Below are 23,906 nucleotides of genomic sequence, written 5' to 3'. Positions count from 1 at the left end.
AAACCTGTCCAAACAATATGTTAAGTAAGTATCCGCTTTCAGAAGTTGAAAAAAGTTTTCTTCAAGAATCTGGTGTAGAGAAGATCAGCACCTTAATCCCTTACCTTCAGGTTGACAATTTCCCTAAACTAGGCTTGCTTACTGCCTGTAGATTTCTAGAATGGGCAGCGGAAAACCCTAATGGAGTAATTAGCTTACCAACAGGTAAAACACCTGAATTTTTTATCAAATGGACTCAATTCCTCCTTGAAAATTGGGATAATAAACGAGGAAAGGATGTCAGAGGAAAATATGGCTTGGAAAAAACCAAAAAACCAGTCCTAAAAGATCTGACATTTGTTCAGATCGATGAATTCTATCCTATTTCCTCTAAGCAGAATAATAGTTTTTACGATTACGTCAATAAATTCTATATCCAAGGGTTTGGTCTTTCTAAAGAAAAAGCCATTCTCATCAACTCTGATGAAATCCCCTTAGCAAATGGACTTCATTTTAAAGAAGTCTTCCCTGATCTGAAAGTAGATCTTTCATTAAGGTTTCGTGATCCCCAGAATGATTTAGAAAAGCTACAACAGCAGTCTATTTACATGATTGATCAATGGTGTGGTGAATACGAACAAAAAATCAGAGATGCCGGTGGAATTGGTTTCTTCTTGGGGGGAATCGGTCCTGACGGACATATTGCGTTTAACACAAGAGGCTCTCATTTATTTTCGGTCACAAGATTGACTGAAACCAATTTTGAAACGCAGGCTGTGGCAGCCGGCGACCTAGGTGGAATTGAAGTTTCTTCCAATCGTCTGGTAATTACTATTGGATTAGATACAATTGTTTACAATCCGGATGCAGTGGCTATTATTATTGCGGCTGGGGAGGCTAAAGCTGGAATAGTAAAAGACTCGCTGGAAACACCCCTGAACAATGTATTTCCCGCTACTGTACTTCAAAAACTGAAAAATGGCAGATTCTATGTCACCAAAGGCGCCGGTGTGAAACTGACTGATTCAGTAGATGCATATTATGAACAAGGTGAATGGACTTGGGAAAAGACTGAACGTTCGATAATAGATCTATGTAAGAAGCTTGGGAAATATGGCCACAGAATAAAGCTATCTGATCTTAAAGCTGATAAATACACAAAGCTAATTCCTGATTTGTCTGAGGAAACCGTGAAGCAGGTGATGACAAGCATCGAAAATAAGCTTTCCAAAGGGCTTGAACAAGAACGTAATGAAGTGATTCTCCATACCGGTCCACACCATGATGATATTTCATTGGGTATTTTACCTCACATCACTAATCAGCTACATGAGCCAACCAATGAGGCACACTTCTCTGTATTGACTTCTGGCTTTACAGCGGTGACAAACACTTTTGTAATAGATACACTCCAACATACTAAAAAGTTATTGGATAACGGTCTGATTCAAATGGTTCATTTTAATGATTTTTTTGATGTAGGCTATAGCCTTAAGACAGACAAGGACGTCTATCATTATCTCACTAACGTTGCTTCTGAAAATGCAGAAGAGCGGCTCAGAGGTCTTTGCCATCGAGTGGTGAGAGCTTTGGTGATCGTGTATGGCATTAAGAATAAAACACAACTCAGAGAAACCATCAACGATGTCATTAGTATTCTAAAGAATAGTTATGATGGAGAGAAAAACTCCTCTAAAGTCCAAAAACTTAAGGGGATGATCCGCGAATTTGAAGAAGAGCTAGTTTGGGCCCACTTCGGGGTACAGGTGAAAAATGTGCATCACCTAAGACTTGGATTCTATACAGGAGATATCTTCACTGAGCAACCAGACAAAGATCGTGACGTAGAACCGATCGTGGAAATGTTCAGAAATATTAATCCTACAAAGATTAGTTTAACACTCGATCCTGAGGGGTCTGGTCCGGACACCCACTATAAAGTCCTTCAGGCTACTGCCGCGGCTGTAAAAAAGTGGGGAGAAGAAAAGGATATTAGTGACTTAAGGATCATTGGCTACAGAAACGTATGGTTCAAATTTGAACCGCACGAGGCTAATGTCATAGTTCCTGTTTCTCTTGGGGATATGTCGGTCATGGAAGATTCATTTGCCAACTGCTATCTGAGCCAGGTGAATGCCTCGTTTCCGAGCTATTCCCACAATGGCAAATTCAGTACAGTTGCTAAGAGGATCTGGGTGGATCAGCTGAATGCTATTCAGCTTTTGCTTGGTAAAAATTACTTTTACCAGCATGATCGAGCTAAAGTAAGATCTAGTCATGGGTTGATTTTCTTTCGTGATATGAATGTGGAGGAATTTCTGGCTACGGCAAGAGAGCTGGAGAAATCAATAGAAGGGATGCTCTAATAAAGACCAAATTAAGCTGCGACTGATCGGATGATCAATCAGTCACAGCTTTTGTAATTAACCTATTAACCTATTATCTGTAGCGAATGGAAAAAGCCATTTTGGGATTAGACATCGGTGGCACGGGGATTAAAGGAGGCGTGCTAATTAATGGAGAATTAGAAGATATCCGTTCCATTACTACCCCAGCAAAAGAAAGTAAAGAATTTATTCTAGAGACCATCGCCGAATTTATTGAAACCTATTCAACATACGATTTGGTTGGGATAGGTGTAGGCATACCTGGCCTTGTGGATGTACGGGAAGGCATAGTCTTAGGGCTTTCAAATATCCCTGCATTTCAGCACGTCGAGTTGAAGAAATTTTTAACAGAGCGTTTTTTAAAGCCGGTTTTCATCAATAATGATGCAAACTGTTTTGCTTCAGGCGTACATAAATTCGGTGTGGGCCGGAAGTTCAATCATTTGGTAGGACTTACGTTGGGCACTGGCATTGGCGGCGGGATCGTCATCAATGGCCATCTGTATAGCGGTGTAAATTCTGCGGCCGGAGAATGGTGTAGTGCTGCATATTTAGACCATGATTTTGAACATTATTGTAGTGGTAAGTTCTTTGAAAAAAACTATCACAGCAAACCAAAGGCCTTGGCCAAACTCGCACTAACAGGAGATCTTGTAGCTATCAAAGCCTTTGAAGAATATGGACATCATCTAGGGGAACTCATCAAGCATATTTTATATGCATTAGCGCCAGAAGCAATTATTTTAGGCGGATCGATTCGAAAAACTTATCCTCTTTTCAAAAAATCACTCTACCAATCACTGGAAAAATTTAATTATCCAACTGTACTGGAAAAATTTCAGATCTTGCTTTCAGAAATGGATGAAACCGCTATTCATGGTGCCGTAGCCTTGGTAGAGTTAGAAAATGAGGTAGTAAACAATTAGGTATAAATTGGTTTGTAGTTTATTCAAGGTGGCTTTTGTAAAAGTCACTTTTTTTTTGATCAGTATAAACTTAATCCTCCTATTTCATTTCCCCTCCCTTGGGCTGATGCATCATCAGGTCATTGATTTCCTCTTCCAGTCCAGTCATATTTCTCTTACCCACCAGTCTAAACTGGCCTTTCCCCTCCATATTCCAGGTATTGGAACCATCATCTAACACCCTCATTTTACCTTCCTCAAGCTCAAAGTACTTTTTATATCCCATAGCTGCCACCCAAACCACAGTCTGATCCCAACTCATGCGCCCTTTCTCGTCCAGCTTTGACATAGGTATAGCAAGGGCAAACACGTCCTTGATGGGACTATGAACAATATTCTTATTTGAGATAAGCGGTATCCCAGAATGTATCTTCTCCCCTATTTCAAAGCCACTATAGATAATTGTATTAGGCCAAAGCGATACCACTACCTGTGATGCTCCGGGATCCTGATTCACATTGAATTCCGAGCCTTCCGGAAACTTTCCTGCCATGCTGATAAGTTTTACTACTTTTTTTTGCACCAGCTGAATTCCTGAAAGTGGCGAATACTCATCTGCCGTTGATTGCAGCAAATTGGAAATATTGGTTAAAAACCCAACCGTAATTAGCGTAACGCTTTCATCCGGCTGAGCAGCGAGAATCTCCCGGTACAGTTCTACTGCATCTGGAGCTTCCGCATTCCGGCGAAGACTATGGGGATAATTTGTCAGTAAGGTATCAGTCCAGTGCTGCCAGTCTTTTTGGGCTATCGCCTTCCCTTTTGGGATACCAATGGGTAAATCAGGCCTTTCAAAGTAGGTATTCAGCACATCTATAACCCCTCCCACTCCTTCATAGTTAGTACTCGCTATAGTGGCAAGAATATCCACTTTGCCCTGATCGGCAAATGCGTGCAATAAGGCCATCGCCCCCACATCATCATAATCCGGCCCCATGTCCGTATCGAAAATAATTTTTATTGGCGTAGCGTTTTGGCTGAAAGCAGGAAAAATCAGAATACTACACAACAAAAGAATAGATGCGACTTTGATGTTCATTTGGAAAAATTAATAACTATTGAAAGTGGACCAAGAGATCTAAAATTTTGTTTCGTAAAAATTACGTACTTATATAAGCTGCTATCTCAGTTTTAATGGCACTAAAATGCTGTTTCAATCCCTCATAATCACCATCATTCACCAGTTTCTTATCAAGAAGTGAACTCCCCATTCCTACCCCAAATGCCCCCGCTTCAAAGAATGATCTGATATTGGATTTAGAAACTCCACCTGTTGGGAGCAGCTTAATTTGATCCAGCGGCCCCAACACATCTTTGATAAACTGTACACCGAGCTGAGTAGCCGGGAAGACTTTTACAGCAGATGCTCCTAAGGACCATGCTTTGTAAAGTTCTGTAGGTGAAAATGCCCCAGGGAAGATCGGGACATTCTCATCGACAGCATGTGCTATCACCGTTTCATCAATAATCGGTGTCACGATAAACTGTGCCCCTGCATCAAGTGCTTCCCGAAGTTCAATCAAATTACACACCGTCCCAGCTCCTATATTCAGTAATGGGAATTTTCTTCTCAAAGTAGAAATCATCGAAGTAGCGCCGGCTGTATTCATTGTGATTTCGAGTGTGGTAAATCCCGCCTCTTCATAGGCTTGTGCAATTTTCAATACTGTTTGAAGCGATTGACCTCGAATTATTCCGATAACAGGTGCTTTTTGGTAGCGTTCCCAAAAAAGTGGAGTTGAATTGTTCATATAATTTCTTATTTCTAGCCCCAAACAGATAAGTGTTTGATTCTACAAGGTAAAAACTGCCTGCTTAACTTCAAGGTCTATCCGAAGGTACTGCTCGTTTTATAGCACTTTTTTCATTTTCAGCCAGAAGTTTTACACCTGCGCCCAATCGTAAGTAAACATAATGCAAAACCAATAAAAGCTTAGTTCCATCGCCGAATCAGGCTTAATTCCACCGGTGGAGAGATATTGTCTCCTCACAAGTATCGCACAAAATATTCTCCGCTTCGCCGGAAGAACTACGCTGTCATATCCCTCTAGCCAGGTCGTTGATCTGGAAGCCCTACCAAAACAACCATTACTTTAAAATCAGCCAATTTTTCTCTATTTTCTGTAGATATCCCGGTGGCTTATCCTGATTCTAATGTCAGAACAGCCTTTTTCACATCTTATTAACATAGGGGTTACATTCGCAGGAAAAGTTGAAGTAATCTTACTATTTTTTTAATAATACACTGACAATGAGTTCAATTGGAGGTTCTATCTTTCAACCAAAACCAGAATCGTGAAGACCCAATTCAAAACGATAGTAGTATCCGATGTACATTTGGGTACAAAAGGCTCCAAAGCCAAAGAGATCGCCAGGTTTCTCAAGCAGTACAACTGTGAAAATCTCATTCTGAACGGGGATATCATAGACGGATGGCAACTCAAAAAATCAGGTTCCTGGAAAAGAAAGCACACTCGCTTTTTCAATAGAATCCTGAAAATGATTGAGAATCATAATACCAAAGTGTATTATCTCCGAGGGAACCATGACGATTTTCTGGATCAGATCCTACCCTTTCAGATGGGAAACCTTTCCATCCAAAAAGACATGATCTACGAGAGTCATGGCAAAAAATACTTCATCACGCATGGTGACGTATTTGACAGTATCACGACGAACCTTCGTTGGATTGCTTATCTGGGAGATATCGGCTACACTTTTTTACTTTGGCTGAATAGCGTGGTCAATCACTATCGGATCAAACGGGGGCTTCCTTATTTTTCTCTGTCCCAGTATGTCAAAGGCAAGGTCAAATCAGCTGTTTCCTACATCGATCAATATGAGGAAGAGCTTTCCAAAATGGCAAAAGCCAAAGGATGTGACGGAATCATCTGCGGACATATCCACAAACCTGAAAACAGAGAAATCGATGGTATCCAATACCTGAATTCCGGTGACTGGGTGGAAACTATGAGTGCATTGGCGGAAGATCATGAGGGCAACTGGCAGTTGATCTACTACAATGAAATCAACTTCAAGGAAGCCAAAGACGATAGCCTGCAGCAATTCTTTATCGGTAAACCTGAACCTACCATTATTCCTTTGCGAGAGGTTTCTTTTGAAAAAGCCAAAGATGATCTGGAACCTCCTGCAATCACGTCCATCCAATGAAGTTTTTATTTATCGTCCAGGGTGAAGGTCGCGGCCATATGACTCAGGCCATCGCCTTTTCCAATATGCTCAAAATCCAAAAACATGAATTGGTGGGAGTAATCCTCGGAAAAAGTAAACGTAGGGCAATACCAGAATTCTTCTCAAGAGAAATTACTGCTCCACTTTATTTGGTAGAAAGCCCGAATTTTGCCTGTGACAAGGACGAAAAGGAGATTTTGATCGGGAAGACTATCCGCCAAAATCTGACTAAAACAGCAACTTTTAAGAAAAGCCTCATCAAGATTCATGAAATCGTAAAAGAGGAGGAGCCTGATATTATTCTGAATTTTTACGATTTATTGGGCGGAGTTTACAATGGTTTTTTCCGCCCAAAGGCTCAGTATTGGGTTATTGGACATCAATACTTGATTTATCATTCTGAATTCAAATTTGCTCCCGCCAAAGGATTAAACAAATACTTTTTCAAACTCAATACGTACATGACAGCAATAGGAGCAAGCAAGAAACTGGCACTTTCATTCTATGAATTGGAATCCACTGATGAAATTACCGTGGTGCCCCCACTGCTAAGAGAGGAAGTAAAAAAGCTCAAGCCAATTTTAGGAGACTTTTTTCTTACCTACATCGTCAATAGTGGGTATGGTGCGGAGGTTCTATCTTTTGCGAAAGCAAACCCTCATCTGAAAATAAGAGCTTATTGGGATAAAAAAGATGCTGCCGAAACTGAGTTTCCCTTGCCAAATCTAAGTTTTCACAGAGTTCACGACAAAAATTTTCTTCGGGATATGGCCGCATGCAGAGGGTTAGTCAGTACAGCAGGATTTGAATCTATTTGCGAGGCGATGTATCTAGGCAAACCTGTGATGGTAATCCCAGTAGCTGGTCAGTACGAGCAAGCTTGTAATGCGCTTGACACAGTTCATTCAGGGGCTGGAATTACTTCAATTAACTTTGATTTTGCAAAACTTGAGAAAGTGATTCAAACAACGTCTGCTTCAGAGAATTCTTTTCAGGATTGGATAAGCACTTGGCCAAGTACTTTCCAACAAATCTTGCCTGAAGCAAAAATGACTGAACCAGATTTTGTCCTGACTCAGTCATTTTCATAATCTAATAAGCCAGACACGCTAACAGTTGTGGAAAGCTCTTTGCTCTGGAGTGAGCTCACTTACAGCTTTGAAAACCTCCTTACCATCTTCTTCTACTTGGTAGTAAGGGAAATTGACCATTTTCACTTGTCTCCTTTCTGAAGTGCCCATAGAGAGAAATCTCACCTGGAGCTCGTTGTACATTATAAACATAGCTTTACGCTCTTCCATGGATAGGGAAGCATCGTTTCTACCTTTGTTTCGCATCAACTCATAATTATAAAAGACTTTTTTGTAAGCCTCTACTTGTTCTTCAGGTGTAGGTGGCGGAGGCGGCGGAGGAAATTTACTAAGCTCTTCAGCAGTTAGATCCCTTCCCCTTTTGTAATATACTTCGCCATTCGATTCCAATTTTATGTATGGCACAAAAGGTTGAACAGGTCGCTTTACCTTAGGCTTGTCATGGAATGTAACCTGGAGATACATACTCCCCAAATCCGAGTACATTTTTGAGAGCTTATCCTGCTCAGCTTTGCTTCTCTTTACAAAATGCGGAGCTTGCTTTCGAAGCTTTTCGTAGGCTGCATGGGCATCTATATAGGATTGTAAATCCTGCTGTATTCTGGCAGCTTTTACTGCGGGAGGCCATTTGCTTGCTGTTACATTTTTCTGATCGACAACAGGATTAGTTCGCTTGTAATCAGCAGGATTTTTTGTTGCATCAGTAGTTTTCCTAGCTGGTAGTGCTGGCGGTGGTGGTGGTACTAACTTTCGCTCATCGTCATTCAATTGATCATAGTCTTTGTAATATATTTCCCCATCCTTAACTAGCTTGATATAAGGATAATATGGAGGATTCAAAGGATAATATGGAAAACCCAGAAGTGACGATAATTCTGATCTCATTCCTTTGTCAAACTGGAAATATATTGCTGTTAATTCATAAAACAACGCATCAACTATTGCTTGCTCCTTTGCGGATTTATTAATGTAATGAGGTTTGCCATTTCTCAGGTTATCATATTCGGTTAACTTTTGAGAAAAGTAGCTTACTGGATCAGCATATTTTGAAAGATCCACTAACCAAATCGCAGCAGGTGTAATAGTAATCGTTCCTTTAGCATTTTTTAGCCTTGTCACTTCTTCTACATATGACTCAGTAAATAAATTGTAGGTTAAATAAGGGTCGACATTAGGAGCAAATGCGTTGTGGGGAATTTTAGAAACATCATTTTCCCTTTCATTCTCAAAAGAAGGTGCAACTGTACTATCTTCTTTTATTCCTGGAGGTGGCAAAGGTGGTGATAATAACATAGACCGCTCTTTATCTGTGAGCTCCGAGTAATTTTTGTTTTCATAATGCATTTTATCAGCATATACAAGAAATCCAACACCGCTGTAAAGTTTTGCTTTCTGTTCCTCCTGAGCCTCACCTGCTTTTCTCCCGGAGTCAACGTAATGAACTCGTCGAATATCCAAGTCTCTTAAAACTGCTTTAAAATCGCTCAAATCTCCCATTGAAATCCCGGGCTCTGTCACCAAATTAATTTTTACAGCATCCAATGAGTTTTCAGTCTCAAGAATCAGCTCTTTTACTGATCCCAAACCATACAATTCGCTTTTATAAAGAATTTCACCATTTGGTCTTAGCGTAAAGGTCAAGTCAAAATCCGTTTCTTCTAAATAAAGTTGGTTTGACCTGTTTATATACACTTCGCTCAGTCCGTTTATACCTTCCTGACTCGCCGCTACCCGTTCACTGAAAAAGTACACCAAGGCACCCAGTATCGGTACTAGGACTAATAATTTGATCCAACTATTTCCGCCTACTGATTTTCTCTTCATCATTTCAAATCGTTTTTTGGTCAATGAAAAATTCAAGCTACTAGCCAAGCCATATTTCTGCTCAGAAAGCATCATAGCAAGTAGTTGGCTCTCGTATTTCTCTAAGGGAGTGCTACGCAAAGCCACTTCGTCAGCTATAAATTCATGATTTAGCTTGATACTAGCCTTGGCCCAGTGCAAGCCGGGATGAAACCAAAACGGCACAAGCAGTATTTCCAGGAAAAGATTATCCCAACTGTGTTTTTCTTCGACATGTGCACATTCATGTGTAAAAACTGCATCTGTGAATTTGCCATCCTCCAGATCTGATTCTGCTACAAAAATGTACTTGAGGAAGGAAAAAGGAAGGGAATCCTCCTTCAGTAGCACGAGCGTTTGACCACGATAATTGATCTTAATATTTCGCTGGATTTTATTGACCAAAATCTTAATATTGCGTACAAATCGATATAAGAAAATGATTGAAATCAGCCCGTAAAGCCCAAATAATAGGTATTCCCAATTAAATTGAGTTTGGGCTTCTTCTATTGTTGCGACTGGGACAGCTTCATCAATTTGCGTTTCAGTAATAGGTTCATAGTAACTTTCCTCAGCAATTAGTTGGACTGGCTCTTTCACAAATTGTCCCTTTTCTACTGTCTCAGTAACCTCAATCGTAAAAGCTGGAATAAGAAAGGATGCAACTACCGAAAACAAGAGAAAGAATCGGTTGAATCTGTGCATGGTCTCCCGCTGTAAAAGCAATCGATGCACCAACAGCAAAATAAGTAGGCACGCTACGGATTTGATTAGGTATGGGATCATTTTTTCTGATTTAGCTGGTCATCAATGATACTCTTCAGGTGCAATAACTCCTCTTCGGAGAGTTCTGCCTTTTTCGTAAAAAAAGAAGCGAACTGTGCAGGTGAATCATTAAAGAAGTTTTTGATCAGGCCTTTTAGGTGCTTTGAAAAATAATTTTCTTTTGTCACCAGTGGAAAATATTCACGGAGCTTCCCATTCGCTTCATATCCCACAAAATCCTTGTCCTGCATACGCTTCAATAGTGTGGAAATAGTGGTGGAAGCAGGTTTGGGATCTGGATAAGCTTCCATAAGATCCTTCATAAAAGCCCGTTTTAGTCGCCACAAATGGTTCATCAATTCCTCCTCTGCTCTGGATAATTTCATAGTCGATCAGTTAATTTTCATCTACAAATGTAGAATAAAAAACTTCATCTACAAATGTAGATGAAAAAATTAACGCTAATTTTTATAAAAAGAAGGTTCAAGCAGACCAATAGTGAGCTAAGTCATCAATTTAACTATCCAAAACGGGTAAAAATCCTGATTTTCAGAACCTTCATCCATTTAAAGGAAATGGGAATTAATTGATAAATCATAAAAAGAACCTCCGAAACTCTAAACGGATCTAGGTTTATCGAGTGATAATTAATAGAAATTGATAATTTCGAGGATTGCCCTAGAGAGAATTTACATGTCCGCTGAAAATATACGATTACAAGAAGATAGGAACCGCATCAAACATTGGAAGAAATGGGGGCCATACCTCACCGAAAGACAATGGGGAACAGTAAGAGAAGATTATAGTCCTGATGGTTCGGCTTGGGAAAATGTAACCCATGACGATGCCCGTAGCAAAGCTTACCGATGGGGAGAGGAAGGAATCGGTGGGATTTCTGACTATAAGCAGAAATTTTGTCTGGCCTGGGCTTTTTGGAATGGAAAGGATCCTTTTATTAAAGAGCGTTTATACGGGTTGACCGGTAATCAGGGCAACCACGGGGAGGATGTAAAGGAAATCTATTATTACCTGGACTCCACCCCTACGCACAGCTACATGAAGATGCTTTATAAGTATCCTCAAGCAGAATTTCCATATCAAAATCTCTTAGAAGAAAATAGCAGGAGAAGTAAATTAGATCCTGAATATGAGCTGATAGATACAGGGATTTTTGATGAGGATAAATACTTTGACATCTTTATCGAGTATGCAAAGCAAGATATAGAAGACATCGTTGCGGTAGCTACGATTCACAATCGGGGTCCCGAAGAAGCCAAAATCTGGGTGATGCCTACCCTTTGGTTTCGCAAGAATTGGTTTACCGGGCACGAACCCTTTATGCCCAAACTCACCAAGACCAGTAACAATACCATCAAAGCTTTCAATCCAAAGTCAGGAAATTATTCTATCACGTTTGATGGAAATCCTGATCTGAAATTTTGTGACAATGAAACCAATCGTGAACGAATCTATAACATTGGAAATGAGAAAAAATTTCTAAAGGATGCGATCAACGACTTTGTTGTCCAGGGTGACACCAGTCACATCAATCCTGCCGATCAAGGGACAAAGGCAGCCGCTATCTATGAGATCACCATTCCAGCGGGGGAAAGCAGACAAGTAAAGCTAAGACTTCAGCATCAGGAGGAAGATAGCCCCCTAGAAATCTGTGATACATGCCTTGAGCAGCGCAAAACTGAAGCGGATGAATTCTATGCGGCGCTCCAGGAACGGGTGACTGACGATGATTTAGTAAATATCCAGCGACAGGCTTATGCAGGTATGATGTGGTCAAAGCAATTCTATTACTATGATGTTGAGCGCTGGCTGGAAGGCGATACAGGCCGGTACGTCCCACCTCTGGCCCGAAAAAAAGGCAGAAATAGCAATTGGCGTCACCTGCAAAATTATGATATCATCTCTATGCCTGATAAATGGGAATATCCATGGTATGCAGCCTGGGATCTGGCTTTTCATGCCATCCCAATTGCCAGAATAGACCCAGAATTCGCTAAAGACCAGCTACTTGTTTTGTTAAATGAATGGTATATGCACCCAAATGGGCAAATTCCTGCCTATGAATGGAATTTCTCGGATGTAAACCCACCTGTGCATGCCTATGCAGTCCAGCGGGTCTTTCAGATTGATAAAAAAGCAAATAATGGTGTAGGCGATCATGAGTTTCTGGAAAGGGCGCTGCACAAATTGATGCTAAATTTTACCTGGTGGGTCAATCAGAAAGATAGCGATGGCAAAAATATATTTGAAGGTGGATTCCTTGGCCTGGATAATATATCTGTATTCGATAGAAGCCATGCACAGAAATACCACGGCAAACTGGAACAAGCTGATGCTACCTCTTGGATGGCCATGTTTTCTTTGAACTTACTCCGTATTTCACTTGATCTATGCGAGTTCAATACGGTCTATCAATTCACTGCAACCAAGTTTCTTGAGCACTTTCTTTACATTGCCGGGGCTATGAGTAATATCTCCGAGGAGCACATTTCCCTGTGGGATGATGAAGACAATTTCTTCTATGATGTCTTTCATATTCCAGGCAAAGAGCCCAGCAAAATGAAAGTACGCTCTATTGTAGGCCTAATCCCTCTTTTCGCAGTGGAACCCATCCGGGAAGATCTCTTTGCAAACCTTCCGGAGTTCAAAAAACGGCTGGATTTTTTCCTTAGAGAAAAGCCTAAGTTGGCAGCTCTTGTATCCAGCTGGATACAGCCAGGCTATGACAAGCGTAGGCTATTTTCACTTTTGAGAGGACATAGGATGAAAAGTGTTTTGCAGAAAATGTTGGATTCCGATGAATTCCTGAGTGATTATGGGATTAGGTCGCTGTCCAAATACCACGAAAAAAATCCATACACGATGAAAATCGGAGGAGAAACCCTCTCCGTAAAATACACTCCAGGCGAATCTGATACGGTCATGTTTGGCGGAAATTCCAACTGGAGAGGCCCGATTTGGTTTCCTATCAACTTCCTGCTTATTGAGTCACTGAAGAAGTTTGACTTCTACTATGGAGGAGACTTCTCTATTGAATATCCTACGGGCTCGGGCAAGTACATGACTATGGATATCATTGCCAAAGAATTATCACTCCGCTGCATGCGGATTTTTATGAAGGACGAAAATGGTAATAGGCCTGTATATAGAGCCAGCCATAAAAAGTTTCAGGAAGATCCGCATTTCAGGGACTACATTCTTTTTTATGAGTATTTCCATGGAGACTCTGGCGCAGGCTTGGGTGCATCTCACCAGACAGGCTGGACAGGTTTGGTGGCTGAGATGATTCATAAATTTCACAAAATCAGAGAAGAACAGCACCATGATTCTAAAACCCTTTTTAGAAGCTAACAGAATAGAAGCAGGATGTGATGAAGTGGGAAGAGGCTGTCTGGCTGGACCTGTAGTAGCTGCTGCGGTGATTTTGCCTGCCGATTATGCCAATCCTTGGATCAATGACTCAAAGAAGCTAGGCAAAAAGCAGCGGGAAGACCTAATTGAAGAAATCAAAGACAAAGCGCTTTGTTGGCAAATTGCCGAATCGAGTGTGGCTGAAATTGACAAAATCAACATTCTGAATGCCTCCTTTCTGGCTATGACCCGAGCAGTTCAAGGTCTTAAAATCCAGCCTGAACATCTGCTTATTGATGGTAACCGCTTCAAATCTACTCTTCGCCTACCCTATACCTGCGTTATCAAGGGTGACGGAAAATATGCAAGCATCGCGGCGGCATCTATCCTTGCCAAAGTCTATAGAGACAGATTCATGGAAAATCTTGCCGCAGAGTTTCCCCATTACGCCTGGGAGCATAATGCTGGCTACCCTACCAAAGCGCATAGATCAGGAATCGAGGATCACGGAGACTGCATCTGGCATAGGAAGAGTTTCCGATTGTTAAAGGAGCAAATTGAAATATTTTGAGTTTAATCACCCTAAAATCATTATCTCGATTCTAAAAAATAGCCTTTCAGATTGTTTGTAGCCTAACCATCTTATAGCATCCTGCGTTTTTCTATCTTTGCACACCTGTAAAATTCCTGAAACCCCTCATTCACAATGAACTGGATATTATTGATCATCGGCGGATTATTTGAAGTAGGTTTTGCTTCATGTTTAGGCAAAGCTAAACATGCGACGGGAATGGCAGTCTATGGTTGGTATGCCGGTTTTGTCATTTGCCTGACAATCAGCATGCTCCTACTGATCAAAGCCACTCAAACGCTTCCTATCGGAACAGCCTATGCAGTTTGGACAGGAATAGGTGCGGTAGGCACAGTCTTAGTAGGGATTTTTGTGTTCAAGGAGTCAGCAGAATTCTGGCGGCTTTTTTTTATGGCAACGCTTATAGGATCTATCATTGGCTTAAAATTCGTTTCATCCCATTGAGAACTTTGGTTTTTTCAATTATAGGTTAATCCATCTTACTTCTCGAAAAGCGATGCTTCGGATTATTAATATCCAATTTCTTGCAAATCTGGCTTATTTTAAAGGTTCTGGATAAAGTACCTAAACAGGAAGAGGCGGCATTCCATCCAGGCTATCATCTGGTTGGCTTTTTTTGATTTGCTGAGCACTGCCCTCAGTGATTATCTCCGAAAGGTCGATGCCAGCTAACATACTGGCCGTACCTGTTCCCATACCCATAACCGTACGCATAGCATCTTGTGTACTTACACTCAAAAAAGTTATCAACTCTTTCGGCACGTGATAAATGTTGCCGTTGGTAGGATTAGGAGCTGTAGGTACAAAAACAGTATAGAGTTTTTCATCAATTTGATCTGTTATAAACCCAGTCATCATAGTTCCTGACCTAAATGGATCCAGAAGCACAACTTCCGAAAATGGAAGCTTTTTTAGTCCTACAAACTGATATACTGTCTGGTGAATTAAGTTGTAAAGAGGGATTTTGGTAAGATATTTCCTTTCAAAGCTTTTGAAATAAACCCTTCCTACTTTATTTCTGACTAGCAGTCCTATAAAGAATACAAAGGCACAAAATATAGCAAGCGAAAGAAAATTGATCAACCAATGAGGTTCGTCAGCTCCTGAGTCCAAAGCTGAGCTAATAGGTGCTACTATCCCAAAAATAAAATTGAAAACAATCGAAACAAGAATCAAAACAATAGTGATCGGCAGTAAGATTAAAAATCCCTGCAATAAGCTATCTAGGATAACCCCTCGTTTAGATTTTTCTTCTATTACCGTTGGGACAATAGGTTTTAGGCTCATAGTAATGGATATTGTTTTTAAAGTAGCACCAATCCTATTGATTAGGTATGGTGCGACCAATAGATTGCTCTTGTTTTCTTTTCTACAAATCAGGTTCTCCTGAAAAGATGCATTACTAAGGAAATCACTAGCAAAATCAAGAAAATATAGAAGATAATTTGGGCGATAGAAGCTGCTCCGGCGGCTATTCCTCCAAATCCCAAAACTGCAGCAATAAGTGCAATTACTAAGAAAATCAATATCCAGCGTATCATAGCATTTAGTGGTTGATGGTTCAATAAAAAGTGCTACAAAACCATACCAACTGCCCTCACTGATCTTATACCCCTTTTGAACTTTAAATCTCGTGGCAATAAAGAATTACCTTGGGGAATACTAACCCCAATATCAGCAATACGGCAGAGCCTACTTCCCTATGGTCAGCGGTGGAAAAATCCCGGTGAAAAAAAAAAAAAAAAAATGAGTTATCAGATCACCTGACAGCTCATAACCTTTTGACTAGTGATTCTTATTTTTCTAATTGATTCTTTCAAATACCAGTTTTCCTGATCCAGGTTTATCACTGATCGGTTCCAGTACCATACGATCATTGCTAAATTCTAAGATTTTAGCTTCTCTTGTTTGCGTCCCTGTATCTATAGTCAATACATTTTCGGAACTGATTTTTATTTTCGCCAGCTTCTGGACCACTTCCTGTCTCACATAATCCGTAAATTTCAAACTGTCCCCAGGCACAAATTTATAGACTGTATTTTCAAGTCGGTTTTGGATCTTGTACTCTAATCCAGCACGCATAGTTGCATCAGCATTTTTATACTGGGGAGAATTTCTCAATTGATCCATGGCATCAAAGCGTACCAATTGCCAAGTGCCAATAAGCTGCTGAAAATTAATCTGGGTGGTTTGCAGTACTAAAGCCAGCAAAACAGTGGGGATAATCGAAAGATACATACCCAGACTATCGCAATTATTTTGCCAGAATAGATAATAGGAAATCGAACTTGCACCAAACTAATACCTGATCAGTATATGTCCTTCAATGCATCACTTTACTGGCTAAATAAGGCAGCCATTCCTCTGCTTGTTTTTCAGCATATTCAGATAAGAAATAGGCTAAAGAAGGCTTGAACGGCTGTGTTTGCATGATTAGACCAGCCTCTTCGGGGCTCTTGTCTCCTTTCAAGACATTACATCGGTGACAGGCCGTGGTCAGGTTTGTCCAGTTGGACTTTCCGCCTTTGGATCGCGGCACTACATGATCAATAGTAAGCTGCCTTCTGCTTCCACAGTATTGACATTCTCCCCGATCCCTTCGGAACAGGTTGACACGGTTCAGGAGCACACCACGATACGGAATATTTTTATAGTGATTCAAGCAAATTACTGCAGGATATTCAAAACTTCGGCTGACCGTACGGATCTGAAGCAACTCATAAACGGAGAGACAGTTTGCTTTCTCCAGAAGAAGCAGGACAATGGCTTTTTGTGGTGAAACTACCGCCACGGGAGAATGATCTAAATTCAATACCAATACCCTCTTTTCCATAGGTTAACTTACTATTGACCGAGTTTCCAACTCCACCTGTTTATCCTTACTGCTCCGCAAGAAGGCTTCCCATTCACCCAAGTCTGATACTTTTATTCTATTGTCCATCCAAAATACCTCTTCCGCCCCAAGATACAAGGCATATTTCACTTGCTTCTTTTCAAGTTCCCTGAAAATAAATAAATCACCCGGCAAAACGAGCTCGGGATCAATTTTTCTGCCAGGAATTTGTCCGGACTTCCAAGTATAACCAGCTATGCTAAAAATCAATTCAAAGCCCTGACACTCGTCCAGGCCAAATATGCTTCTTCCTCCCGCTTGATACGGTGCATTTACATACTTAATCGCTACATCGATCAATTGTGCTCTGTCAGCTTTCAATGCATGACTACGTACCGATCCCGTGAATCCTATGTGGTCTTGCCAATTAAAAAGCTCCAAGTCTGAGAAATGGAGCCTGCTACCGGGAAGTAGATAAAGATTGGTCCCAAGGTATTCTATAGCTGCGATGGGACTGGTAACGACCTGAAAGTCTGTATTTAGAAAATTGTAATAATCAGATTCGGGGATTTCCTTCAGTGCCTGTGTGGTAATCCACCCTTCGATCCCAGTATCTTCATTCACTATCTTAAACCACTGTTGATCTGAGGTCATCGCTATAATCTGGTAGCATTCCCCAAAAAGCAGCTGAGTGACCATAGCCGAATCAAAAGTAGGTTTGCGGTAAAGTGGCAAAATTGTTTGCCTGCAAATCCCAAAAGCATCAATCAAAGGCCATTCGCTGGATTTCTCTTTTTGCATCTTTTTCTTTCAGATCCTGTCGTTTGTCGTGTGTTTTTTTTCCCCGACCTAGTGCAATTTCCATTTTTGCCATTCCCCGGTCATTGATAAATATACGAACAGGAATGATAGTCAGCCCTTTTTCCTGGGACTTAGTTTCAAGTTTATCCAGTTCTTTCTTGCTCATCAACAACTTTCTATCACGAATGGCCACGTGGTTATAACTAGCAGCCATTGAATAGGGCGCGATGTGCATCTGGCGGACATAGAGCTCGCCGTCCAGAAAAATACAGAAAGCCTCTGTCAGCGATACCTTTGCTTCACGTATTGACTTGATCTCAGTGCCCTTCAGCACCATTCCCGCCACATAGGTGTCCACAAATTCAAACTGGAAACTTGCCTTTTTATTCTTGATATTGATGACTTTGTCAAACTTATTATCCTTAGCCATGCTTAGATTTTCATTTTTGCGAGAGGAGTGACATCCATAGATGAGAATTCTCCTTTCAGGTATTTATAATGTGCTGCCATGGCTATCATGGCGGCATTGTCTGTACAGTATTCGAATTTTGGAATGTACAAGTTCCATCCTTTTTGCTCTGCCAGGCGGCTCAAGCTTTCCCTTAATCCTGAATTAGCAGATACCCCACCGGCGATGGCGACTTCTTTCACACCATATTCCTTCACCGCAGCTTTCAACTTGATAAGCAACATTTCCACAAGCGAATACTGTATGCTAGCACAAAGATCAGACAGATTTTCCTCAATGAACTTTGGATTATCCTTCAGCTGATCCCGAAGGAAATACAATACTGCTGTCTTAATCCCGCTGAAGGAATAATTCAATCCAGGCATGCGGGTAATAGGAAATTGAAAAGCTTTGGGATTTCCAGCCTTGGCATAATTGTCAATAAGCGGACCGCCCGGATACGGCAGACCCAATAGTTTAGCTGTTTTGTCAAAAGCCTCTCCTACCGCATCGTCCAGCGTCTCTCCTATCACTTTCATGTCCAAGTGGTCTTTGACCAAAACCAACTGCGTATGTCCACCGCTCACGGTCAGGCAAATAAATGGAAAATCTGGCTTAGGATCTTCAATAAAGTGCGCCAGTATATGTGCATTCATATGATTCACTTCGATCAGAGGAATGTTTCGCCCGAAGGCAAATGCTTTCGCAAAGCTAACCCCAACAAGAAGCGATCCCATTAATCCAGGACCTCTGGTGAAAGCAACCGCCGAAAGTTGGTCCTTGGAAATGCCAGAGGATAAAATGGCCTCCTGAACCACTGGGATTAGATTTTCCTGATGTGCGCGTGAGGCCAATTCAGGAACTACACCTCCATATTTTTCGTGAACAGATTGTGTGGCGACAATATTATTAAGTACTTTGCCGTCAGCTATAACAGCCGCAGAGGTCTCGTCGCACGAGGATTCAATTGCTAGAATAAAGATATCGTTGGTACCCATTGGAAAAGAACGCGAAAGTTACGGATTTTTTGCACAACGCGTTTCGAGTGTTACTATGGATAGTCTTTTCATTGCTGATACTTTTTACCTTGGTAGCAATAAGTCTCCAGATCTCCTGGGTCCAGAATAAGGTAATTAACACAGTCACAGGAGTTCTCAACGACAATTCCGCTTTTCACACAGAGATCGGAAAGATCAGACTTACCTGGTGGGATGCGCTGGAACTGGATGACGTTGTCATCCGCGATCATCGGGATAGCTTGATGATAGGTGCAAAAAAGATCAATGCGGATTTTGAGTTACTCTCACTGATCCCTCCGGGAATCACAACAATAAATGCTGTGCGGATGGAGAATGCAAAGCTCCACATGCTTACTCATGAGGGCGATTCTGCCATGAATATCAATATCTGGGTGGAGGAACTCGCAAACATGTTCAGTACAGGCAGTAAAAGCTCCAAGCCTACCCAGTTTCGAATTAATTCAGTGGAATTGAGAAATTCTGAAATCTATATCGTCAATGAAATCACCGATGCACTCACCAAAGGATTAGATTACAGTAAGCTACGTTTTTCTGATATCACTTTGAATGCCTCTGACTTTTACCTCGAAGGACCTGAGATTGGGGCAAATATAGAAATGTTAACAGGAACAGAGCTCACTTCAGGTTTTGAGATCGTGGAGCTCAAAACTGATATGACCTATGCGAGGGAATTTATGGAATTTGACAAACTCAGCTTAAAGTCTGTCAATAGCCATATCAAAAACTTCCTAAGGTTTGAATATGCCACTCCTGCCGCATTTTCCAATTTCGTGGAAGAGGTGGTAATCATAACCAATCTAGATGAGACAAAGCTTGATTTGGGAGATCTGAAGCTATTTGCTCCCTCTCTTCCCGCTATTGACGATGAAATCTACCTTTCAGGAAAAATTGCCGGGCCCGTATCAGATATTAGGTCAGAAGAGTTACTAATTAGACTTGGGGAAAAGACCGCAATCTTTGGGGCCTTTAGACTAGATGGCTTGCCCGATATAGCCAACACCTACATCAATCTTTCATTAAAAAACTCGACAATCTTTGCCAAAGATCTCGCTCCCTACTTGCCTTCTTCAGTTTCCAGTCAGATCAATAAATTCAATACGGTTCGCCTCACAGCAGACTTTGCTGGCTACTTGCGCAGATTCGATACCAACGGAGACTTTAAAACGTCAATTGGAGATATTACCGGCAGAGTTAATTTTGATTTGGCAGATGGACTTCCCGTTGTCGTGTCGAATATCACCACGCAGAATCTTGATTTAGGGATAATCGCCGAAAACAGGGAACTATTGCAGAAAGTAAGCCTCAAGGGGCAAGTAAATACGACTGGGAATTCCATCGACAACTTATTAGTTGATGTAGATGCAGATGTTACAAAATTTGGTTTCAAAAACTACGTATATACTAACATTAAAACCGATGCTACTTACGGGTTGGATCTCTTTAGAGGGAATCTGGCTGTAAATGATCCGAACTTAAAAATCAATGCCAATGGAGAGTTAAACCTCCGTGAGTCCACTGATTCAGTGCGGATGGGTTTGCAAATTGACACGGCATTTCTTGATCGATTGAATCTCGCTGACAAGGCTACTTTCATCAGTGGAAATCTGGACATAGACGTCAAAGGAATAGAGTTGGATGATATTCAAGGGATTGCTCGATTCCGAAATATTTTGGTAGGTTACGAGGATCGGCAATTGAATGTAGGAGATTTCAACTTCCAATCGCTTTTTGCGGGAGGTACCCGGACAATGTCGATTAATTCTGATTACCTGGTTGCAGCTGCTTCAGGACAATTCAACCTTGAGCAAATGGGGAGAGATTTGGACATCCTGCTCAAACAATACATTGCCATTATCTTAAATGAGGAACAGCCCATAGCAGATCTGGAAAGAAATTTCTCGGAAATATATAATCTTGATCTTAACCTCCGTCTGATCAATATCAACCCGATTGTCCAGCTTTTTGAGCCTGATCTAAGCCTTTCAAAAAATATGGTCCTGGAAGGGGCTTTCTACCAAACACAGGAAAATACCGTCTTTAACTTTTTCACCAGCATTGATAGCCTGAAATATAAAAACAATGCCGCCCAAAACATCAACATTGATTTCAACACTTCCAAACTTATCAACAGTCCTGATATTTTAGCCTCCTTCTACGTTTATTCGAAAACGCAGGAAATGGGTAAATCCCTTCAGTTTACCAATTTTGGCTTTGAGGCGATTTGGGACAAAGACGAAATGGACATTGACTTCACCTTGGATCAAGACTCCACGCAAAGTGCTGTCAAGATTAATGCTTCAGCCCGCTTTGCCAACCAAAATACCCAACTCGCTTTTGCCCCGTCTTCTCTGAAATTACTAGATCGGGAATGGAAATTTGACTCTCTCAACCTGATCACTATCACACCCGGATTAATTCAGGTGGACAGCCTAAAGCTCTTTAACGAAAACCAATCAATATCCCTACAGGGAAAAGCCAGCGCTCAGCCTGACGATAGACTAAACCTGTCAGTAAACAATGTAAACGTCGACCTTCTAAACACGCTTTTTCCCCAAGACTTTGACGGCGTAGCAAATGGCTTGATCTCCTTTGATCATCTGCTGGACAAAGCCATGATGCGGGGTGAATTCAGCTTAAATGATGTCGCCATCAATAAGTTTCCCATTGGGGACATGAGTGCTAAGGCCAACCTGGATTTAGAACGACTGCAAGTCTCGCTGACCAATGTAAATCAAGGCAAAGAGACCATTAATCTTGGCGGGTATATGCTAAATACAAATCGGGAGCTGCACATGGATGCTACACTAAATGATGCCAGTCTTGTTATACTGGAGCCGTTTTTATCCAATTATGTATCTCAGATGGGCGGCACAGTTTCTGGAAAAATGGATTTGAGTGGAACCCTTTTTAATCCTCAAATCGAAGGAACAGGTAGGGTAAACGATGGGAAACTAACCGTAAACTACCTCAAAACTACCTATTTACTCAATGGGAACATCCTTTTTAAGCCTACCCAAATAAGTTTCCAGCAGATGGAACTCAAAGACCTCTTTGGAAATGGAGCCTCTCTTACCGGGGGGATAAGTCATCAGGGCTTTAATAATATCCGGCTGAATATCAAAGCCAATCTCAATAACCTTCAGGTAATGAATACCACTGACAAGGATAATGAGACATTCTATGGTACTGCCTTCGTAACGGGAACGGCTGAAGTGGTGGGAACTACCACAAATATGGATATCAACGCCCGGGCCACCAGTCGACCCAACACCAGAATCTATATCCCTCTCATAAGCAACAATAACCAAGCCCAGGAAGATTTCATTCACATGATCAACATCCAGGACACGGTACGCATCAAACAAATCGCCGAAGAGATCAACAGACTGGAAATAGAGAATGTCAGGATGAATTTCATACTGGACATCACCCCTGATGCTTACGCAGAGATTATCATTGACCCACGGACGGAGGAAGGTATTTCAGGCCGAGGTCGTGGTGTACTGACAATGAATGTGGATACGCAGGGCAACTTCACACTGAACGGCACCTACGAAATCACCGAGGGCATGTATAATTTTTCCCTTTACAATGTGGTGAAAAAGCAATTCCGCATTAAGCCTGGGGGACGTATAAATTGGTATGGGGATCCATACACCGGGATAATGGATATTTCGGCAGAATATATCGAAAACGTTTCTTTACAGCCACTTTTGTTAAATACGGCGACAACAGAAAACCAAAGTTCCACCTCCAACCGCAGGTACCCGGTCAAAGTATTGCTGAATCTGGACGGGCAGTTACTGTCTCCTGATATCAGTTTTGGTTTTGACTTCTCTGAATTCCCTTCGAGTGGTGACACGCAGACAACTATCTCTTCTTTCCAAAACAAAATTGCCAACGATGAACAGGAGATGAATAGACAGGTCTTTTCTGTGATCATGACACGCTCCTTCTCCCCGGAGGGTCAATTCTCGGGTGTTTCAACGATCTCTTCCAGTTTAGGTCAATTACTTTCCTCCCAACTCAACAGTTTCCTTGGCCAAGTGGATAAAAACCTGGAAGTAGATTTGGATGTGGCCAGTTTGGATCAAAATGCACTGGAAACCTTCCAGCTCAGTGTTGCATATACTTTCCTAGATGGACGTCTTCGCGTGTCAAGAGACGGCGGATTCACCAATAACCAGGGCGATGCAAGCCCATCTTCCATCATCGGCGATTGGCAGGCGGAATACATGCTTACAGCAGATGGGGTATATAGAATACGGATTTTCAACAGAAACAACTTCAATACATTTACCTCGCTGTCTCTTTCCAAAAACGTAGCAACATACGGCGTAGCTGTATCACAAAGTGTTTCTTTCAATTCATTTTCAGAGCTTTTCAAGAAAATAACCAGAAAGAAAAATGAGAAATTGATCATCAACGATCAAGATGATTTTCTACGCTATCAATTTGAAAATAAACAGGAATGGAAACAAATACAGTTGGACAATATTGAAGAAAGACTGGACTCTCTTGACCGAGAGCGAAAAATTAGAATGCTAGAGGAAGGGAAATTTTAAACAATTGGTACCTTCTACGGATTTGTTTTATAAAAAG

19 protein-coding genes are annotated in these 23,906 nt (G+C 41.3%); 8 read left to right on the top strand and 11 right to left on the bottom strand.

From position 1 onward, the window contains the following. Window positions 1–17: 17 nt before the first annotated feature. Window positions 18–2,345, top strand: a complete 2,328-nt coding sequence (locus AS141_RS16400) for a PIG-L family deacetylase (RefSeq protein ID WP_057938765.1) — start codon at window positions 18–20, stop codon at window positions 2,343–2,345. Window positions 2,346–2,431: 86 nt separating this feature from the next. Then, window positions 2,432–3,292 (top strand): ROK family protein, encoded by an 861-nt coding sequence (locus AS141_RS16395; RefSeq protein ID WP_057938764.1) that lies wholly within the window; start codon window positions 2,432–2,434, stop codon window positions 3,290–3,292. Window positions 3,293–3,371: 79 nt separating this feature from the next. Here AS141_RS16395 and AS141_RS16390 read toward each other — a convergent pair whose 3' ends face one another. Together AS141_RS16390 and AS141_RS16385 are read right to left on the bottom strand one after the other, a co-directional pair. After that, window positions 3,372–4,370, bottom strand: coding sequence for a nucleoside hydrolase (locus AS141_RS16390; protein ID WP_057938763.1), 999 nt, complete (start codon window positions 4,368–4,370; stop codon window positions 3,372–3,374). A gap of 61 nt (window positions 4,371–4,431) precedes the next feature. After that, window positions 4,432–5,082: a bifunctional 4-hydroxy-2-oxoglutarate aldolase/2-dehydro-3-deoxy-phosphogluconate aldolase gene (locus AS141_RS16385; protein WP_057938762.1), complete on the bottom strand. Its 651-nt coding sequence runs from the start codon at window positions 5,080–5,082 to the stop codon at window positions 4,432–4,434. A 544-nt stretch (window positions 5,083–5,626) separates the two neighbouring features. On the opposite strand from AS141_RS16385, the gene AS141_RS16380 reads away from it, so the two are divergent. Together AS141_RS16380 and AS141_RS16375 are read left to right on the top strand one after the other, a co-directional pair. Then, the gene (locus tag AS141_RS16380) at window positions 5,627–6,502 is read left to right on the top strand and encodes a UDP-2,3-diacylglucosamine diphosphatase (RefSeq protein WP_057938761.1); all 876 of its coding nucleotides are present in this window, start codon (window positions 5,627–5,629) and stop codon (window positions 6,500–6,502) included. Then, a complete protein-coding gene (locus tag AS141_RS16375; protein WP_057938760.1) occupies window positions 6,499–7,614 on the top strand; it encodes a glycosyltransferase family protein in 1,116 nt (371 codons plus the stop codon). The genes AS141_RS16380 and AS141_RS16375 overlap by 4 nt, the downstream gene beginning before the upstream one ends. Window positions 7,615–7,632: 18 nt before the next feature. On the opposite strand, the gene AS141_RS16370 is transcribed toward AS141_RS16375, so the two are convergent. Together AS141_RS16370 and AS141_RS16365 are read right to left on the bottom strand one after the other, a co-directional pair. Next, window positions 7,633–10,242 (bottom strand): M56 family metallopeptidase, encoded by a 2,610-nt coding sequence (locus tag AS141_RS16370; RefSeq protein ID WP_082632334.1) that lies wholly within the window; start codon window positions 10,240–10,242, stop codon window positions 7,633–7,635. Further along, window positions 10,239–10,607 carry a BlaI/MecI/CopY family transcriptional regulator gene (locus AS141_RS16365; RefSeq protein ID WP_057938758.1) on the bottom strand — a complete coding sequence of 123 codons (369 nt, stop codon included), beginning with the start codon at window positions 10,605–10,607 and terminating at the stop codon, window positions 10,239–10,241. The genes AS141_RS16370 and AS141_RS16365 overlap by 4 nt, the downstream gene beginning before the upstream one ends. Before the next feature lie 307 nt (window positions 10,608–10,914). Between AS141_RS16365 and AS141_RS16360 the strand changes: the two genes are divergently transcribed. From AS141_RS16360 to AS141_RS16350, 3 genes are all read left to right on the top strand, one after another. After that, window positions 10,915–13,590, top strand: coding sequence for an MGH1-like glycoside hydrolase domain-containing protein (locus tag AS141_RS16360; RefSeq protein ID WP_057938757.1), 2,676 nt, complete (start codon window positions 10,915–10,917; stop codon window positions 13,588–13,590). Next, window positions 13,562–14,161 (top strand): ribonuclease HII, encoded by a 600-nt coding sequence (locus AS141_RS16355; protein WP_198293562.1) that lies wholly within the window; start codon window positions 13,562–13,564, stop codon window positions 14,159–14,161. Before AS141_RS16360 ends, AS141_RS16355 begins: the two co-directional genes overlap by 29 nt. Before the next feature lie 135 nt (window positions 14,162–14,296). Beyond that, window positions 14,297–14,626, top strand: a complete 330-nt coding sequence (locus AS141_RS16350) for a DMT family transporter (protein ID WP_057938756.1) — start codon at window positions 14,297–14,299, stop codon at window positions 14,624–14,626. Between the two features lie 120 nt (window positions 14,627–14,746). Here AS141_RS16350 and AS141_RS16345 read toward each other — a convergent pair whose 3' ends face one another. The 7 genes from AS141_RS16345 to tsaD all read right to left on the bottom strand — a co-directional run bounded on the left by AS141_RS16345 (window position 14,747) and on the right by tsaD (window position 19,262). Then, window positions 14,747–15,469 (bottom strand): DUF502 domain-containing protein, encoded by a 723-nt coding sequence (locus AS141_RS16345; RefSeq protein ID WP_057938755.1) that lies wholly within the window; start codon window positions 15,467–15,469, stop codon window positions 14,747–14,749. An 89-nt stretch (window positions 15,470–15,558) separates the two neighbouring features. Further along, on the bottom strand, window positions 15,559–15,723 hold the full coding sequence (locus AS141_RS26050) for a DUF1328 domain-containing protein (RefSeq protein WP_082632333.1): 165 nt from the start codon (window positions 15,721–15,723) through the stop codon (window positions 15,559–15,561). 262 nt (window positions 15,724–15,985) lie between these two features. Then, on the bottom strand, window positions 15,986–16,420 hold the full coding sequence (locus AS141_RS16340) for a hypothetical protein (RefSeq protein WP_057938754.1): 435 nt from the start codon (window positions 16,418–16,420) through the stop codon (window positions 15,986–15,988). An 85-nt stretch (window positions 16,421–16,505) separates the two neighbouring features. Further along, complete coding sequence (locus AS141_RS16335) at window positions 16,506–17,015, bottom strand: HNH endonuclease (RefSeq protein ID WP_057938753.1); 510 nt, start codon at window positions 17,013–17,015, stop codon at window positions 16,506–16,508. 3 nt (window positions 17,016–17,018) lie between these two features. After that, entirely contained in the window at window positions 17,019–17,816 is a 798-nt protein-coding gene (locus AS141_RS16330) for an SH3 domain-containing protein (RefSeq protein ID WP_057938752.1), read from the bottom strand. Further along, entirely contained in the window at window positions 17,779–18,246 is a 468-nt protein-coding gene (smpB, locus tag AS141_RS16325; protein WP_057938751.1) for an SsrA-binding protein SmpB, read from the bottom strand. The genes AS141_RS16330 and smpB overlap by 38 nt, the downstream gene beginning before the upstream one ends. Window positions 18,247–18,248: 2 nt before the next feature. After that, window positions 18,249–19,262, bottom strand: coding sequence for a tRNA (adenosine(37)-N6)-threonylcarbamoyltransferase complex transferase subunit TsaD (gene tsaD / locus AS141_RS16320; protein ID WP_057938750.1), 1,014 nt, complete (start codon window positions 19,260–19,262; stop codon window positions 18,249–18,251). 89 nt (window positions 19,263–19,351) lie between these two features. Between tsaD and AS141_RS16315 the strand changes: the two genes are divergently transcribed. Further along, complete coding sequence (locus tag AS141_RS16315) at window positions 19,352–23,869, top strand: translocation/assembly module TamB domain-containing protein (protein WP_232424948.1); 4,518 nt, start codon at window positions 19,352–19,354, stop codon at window positions 23,867–23,869. The last annotated feature ends 37 nt before the right edge of the window (window positions 23,870–23,906 follow it).

Origin of the sequence: Algoriphagus resistens (assembly GCF_001442615.1) — a bacterium.
Lineage (GTDB): Bacteria > Bacteroidota > Bacteroidia > Cytophagales > Cyclobacteriaceae > Algoriphagus > Algoriphagus resistens.
This window is presented reverse-complemented; position numbering and strand designations above follow the sequence as displayed.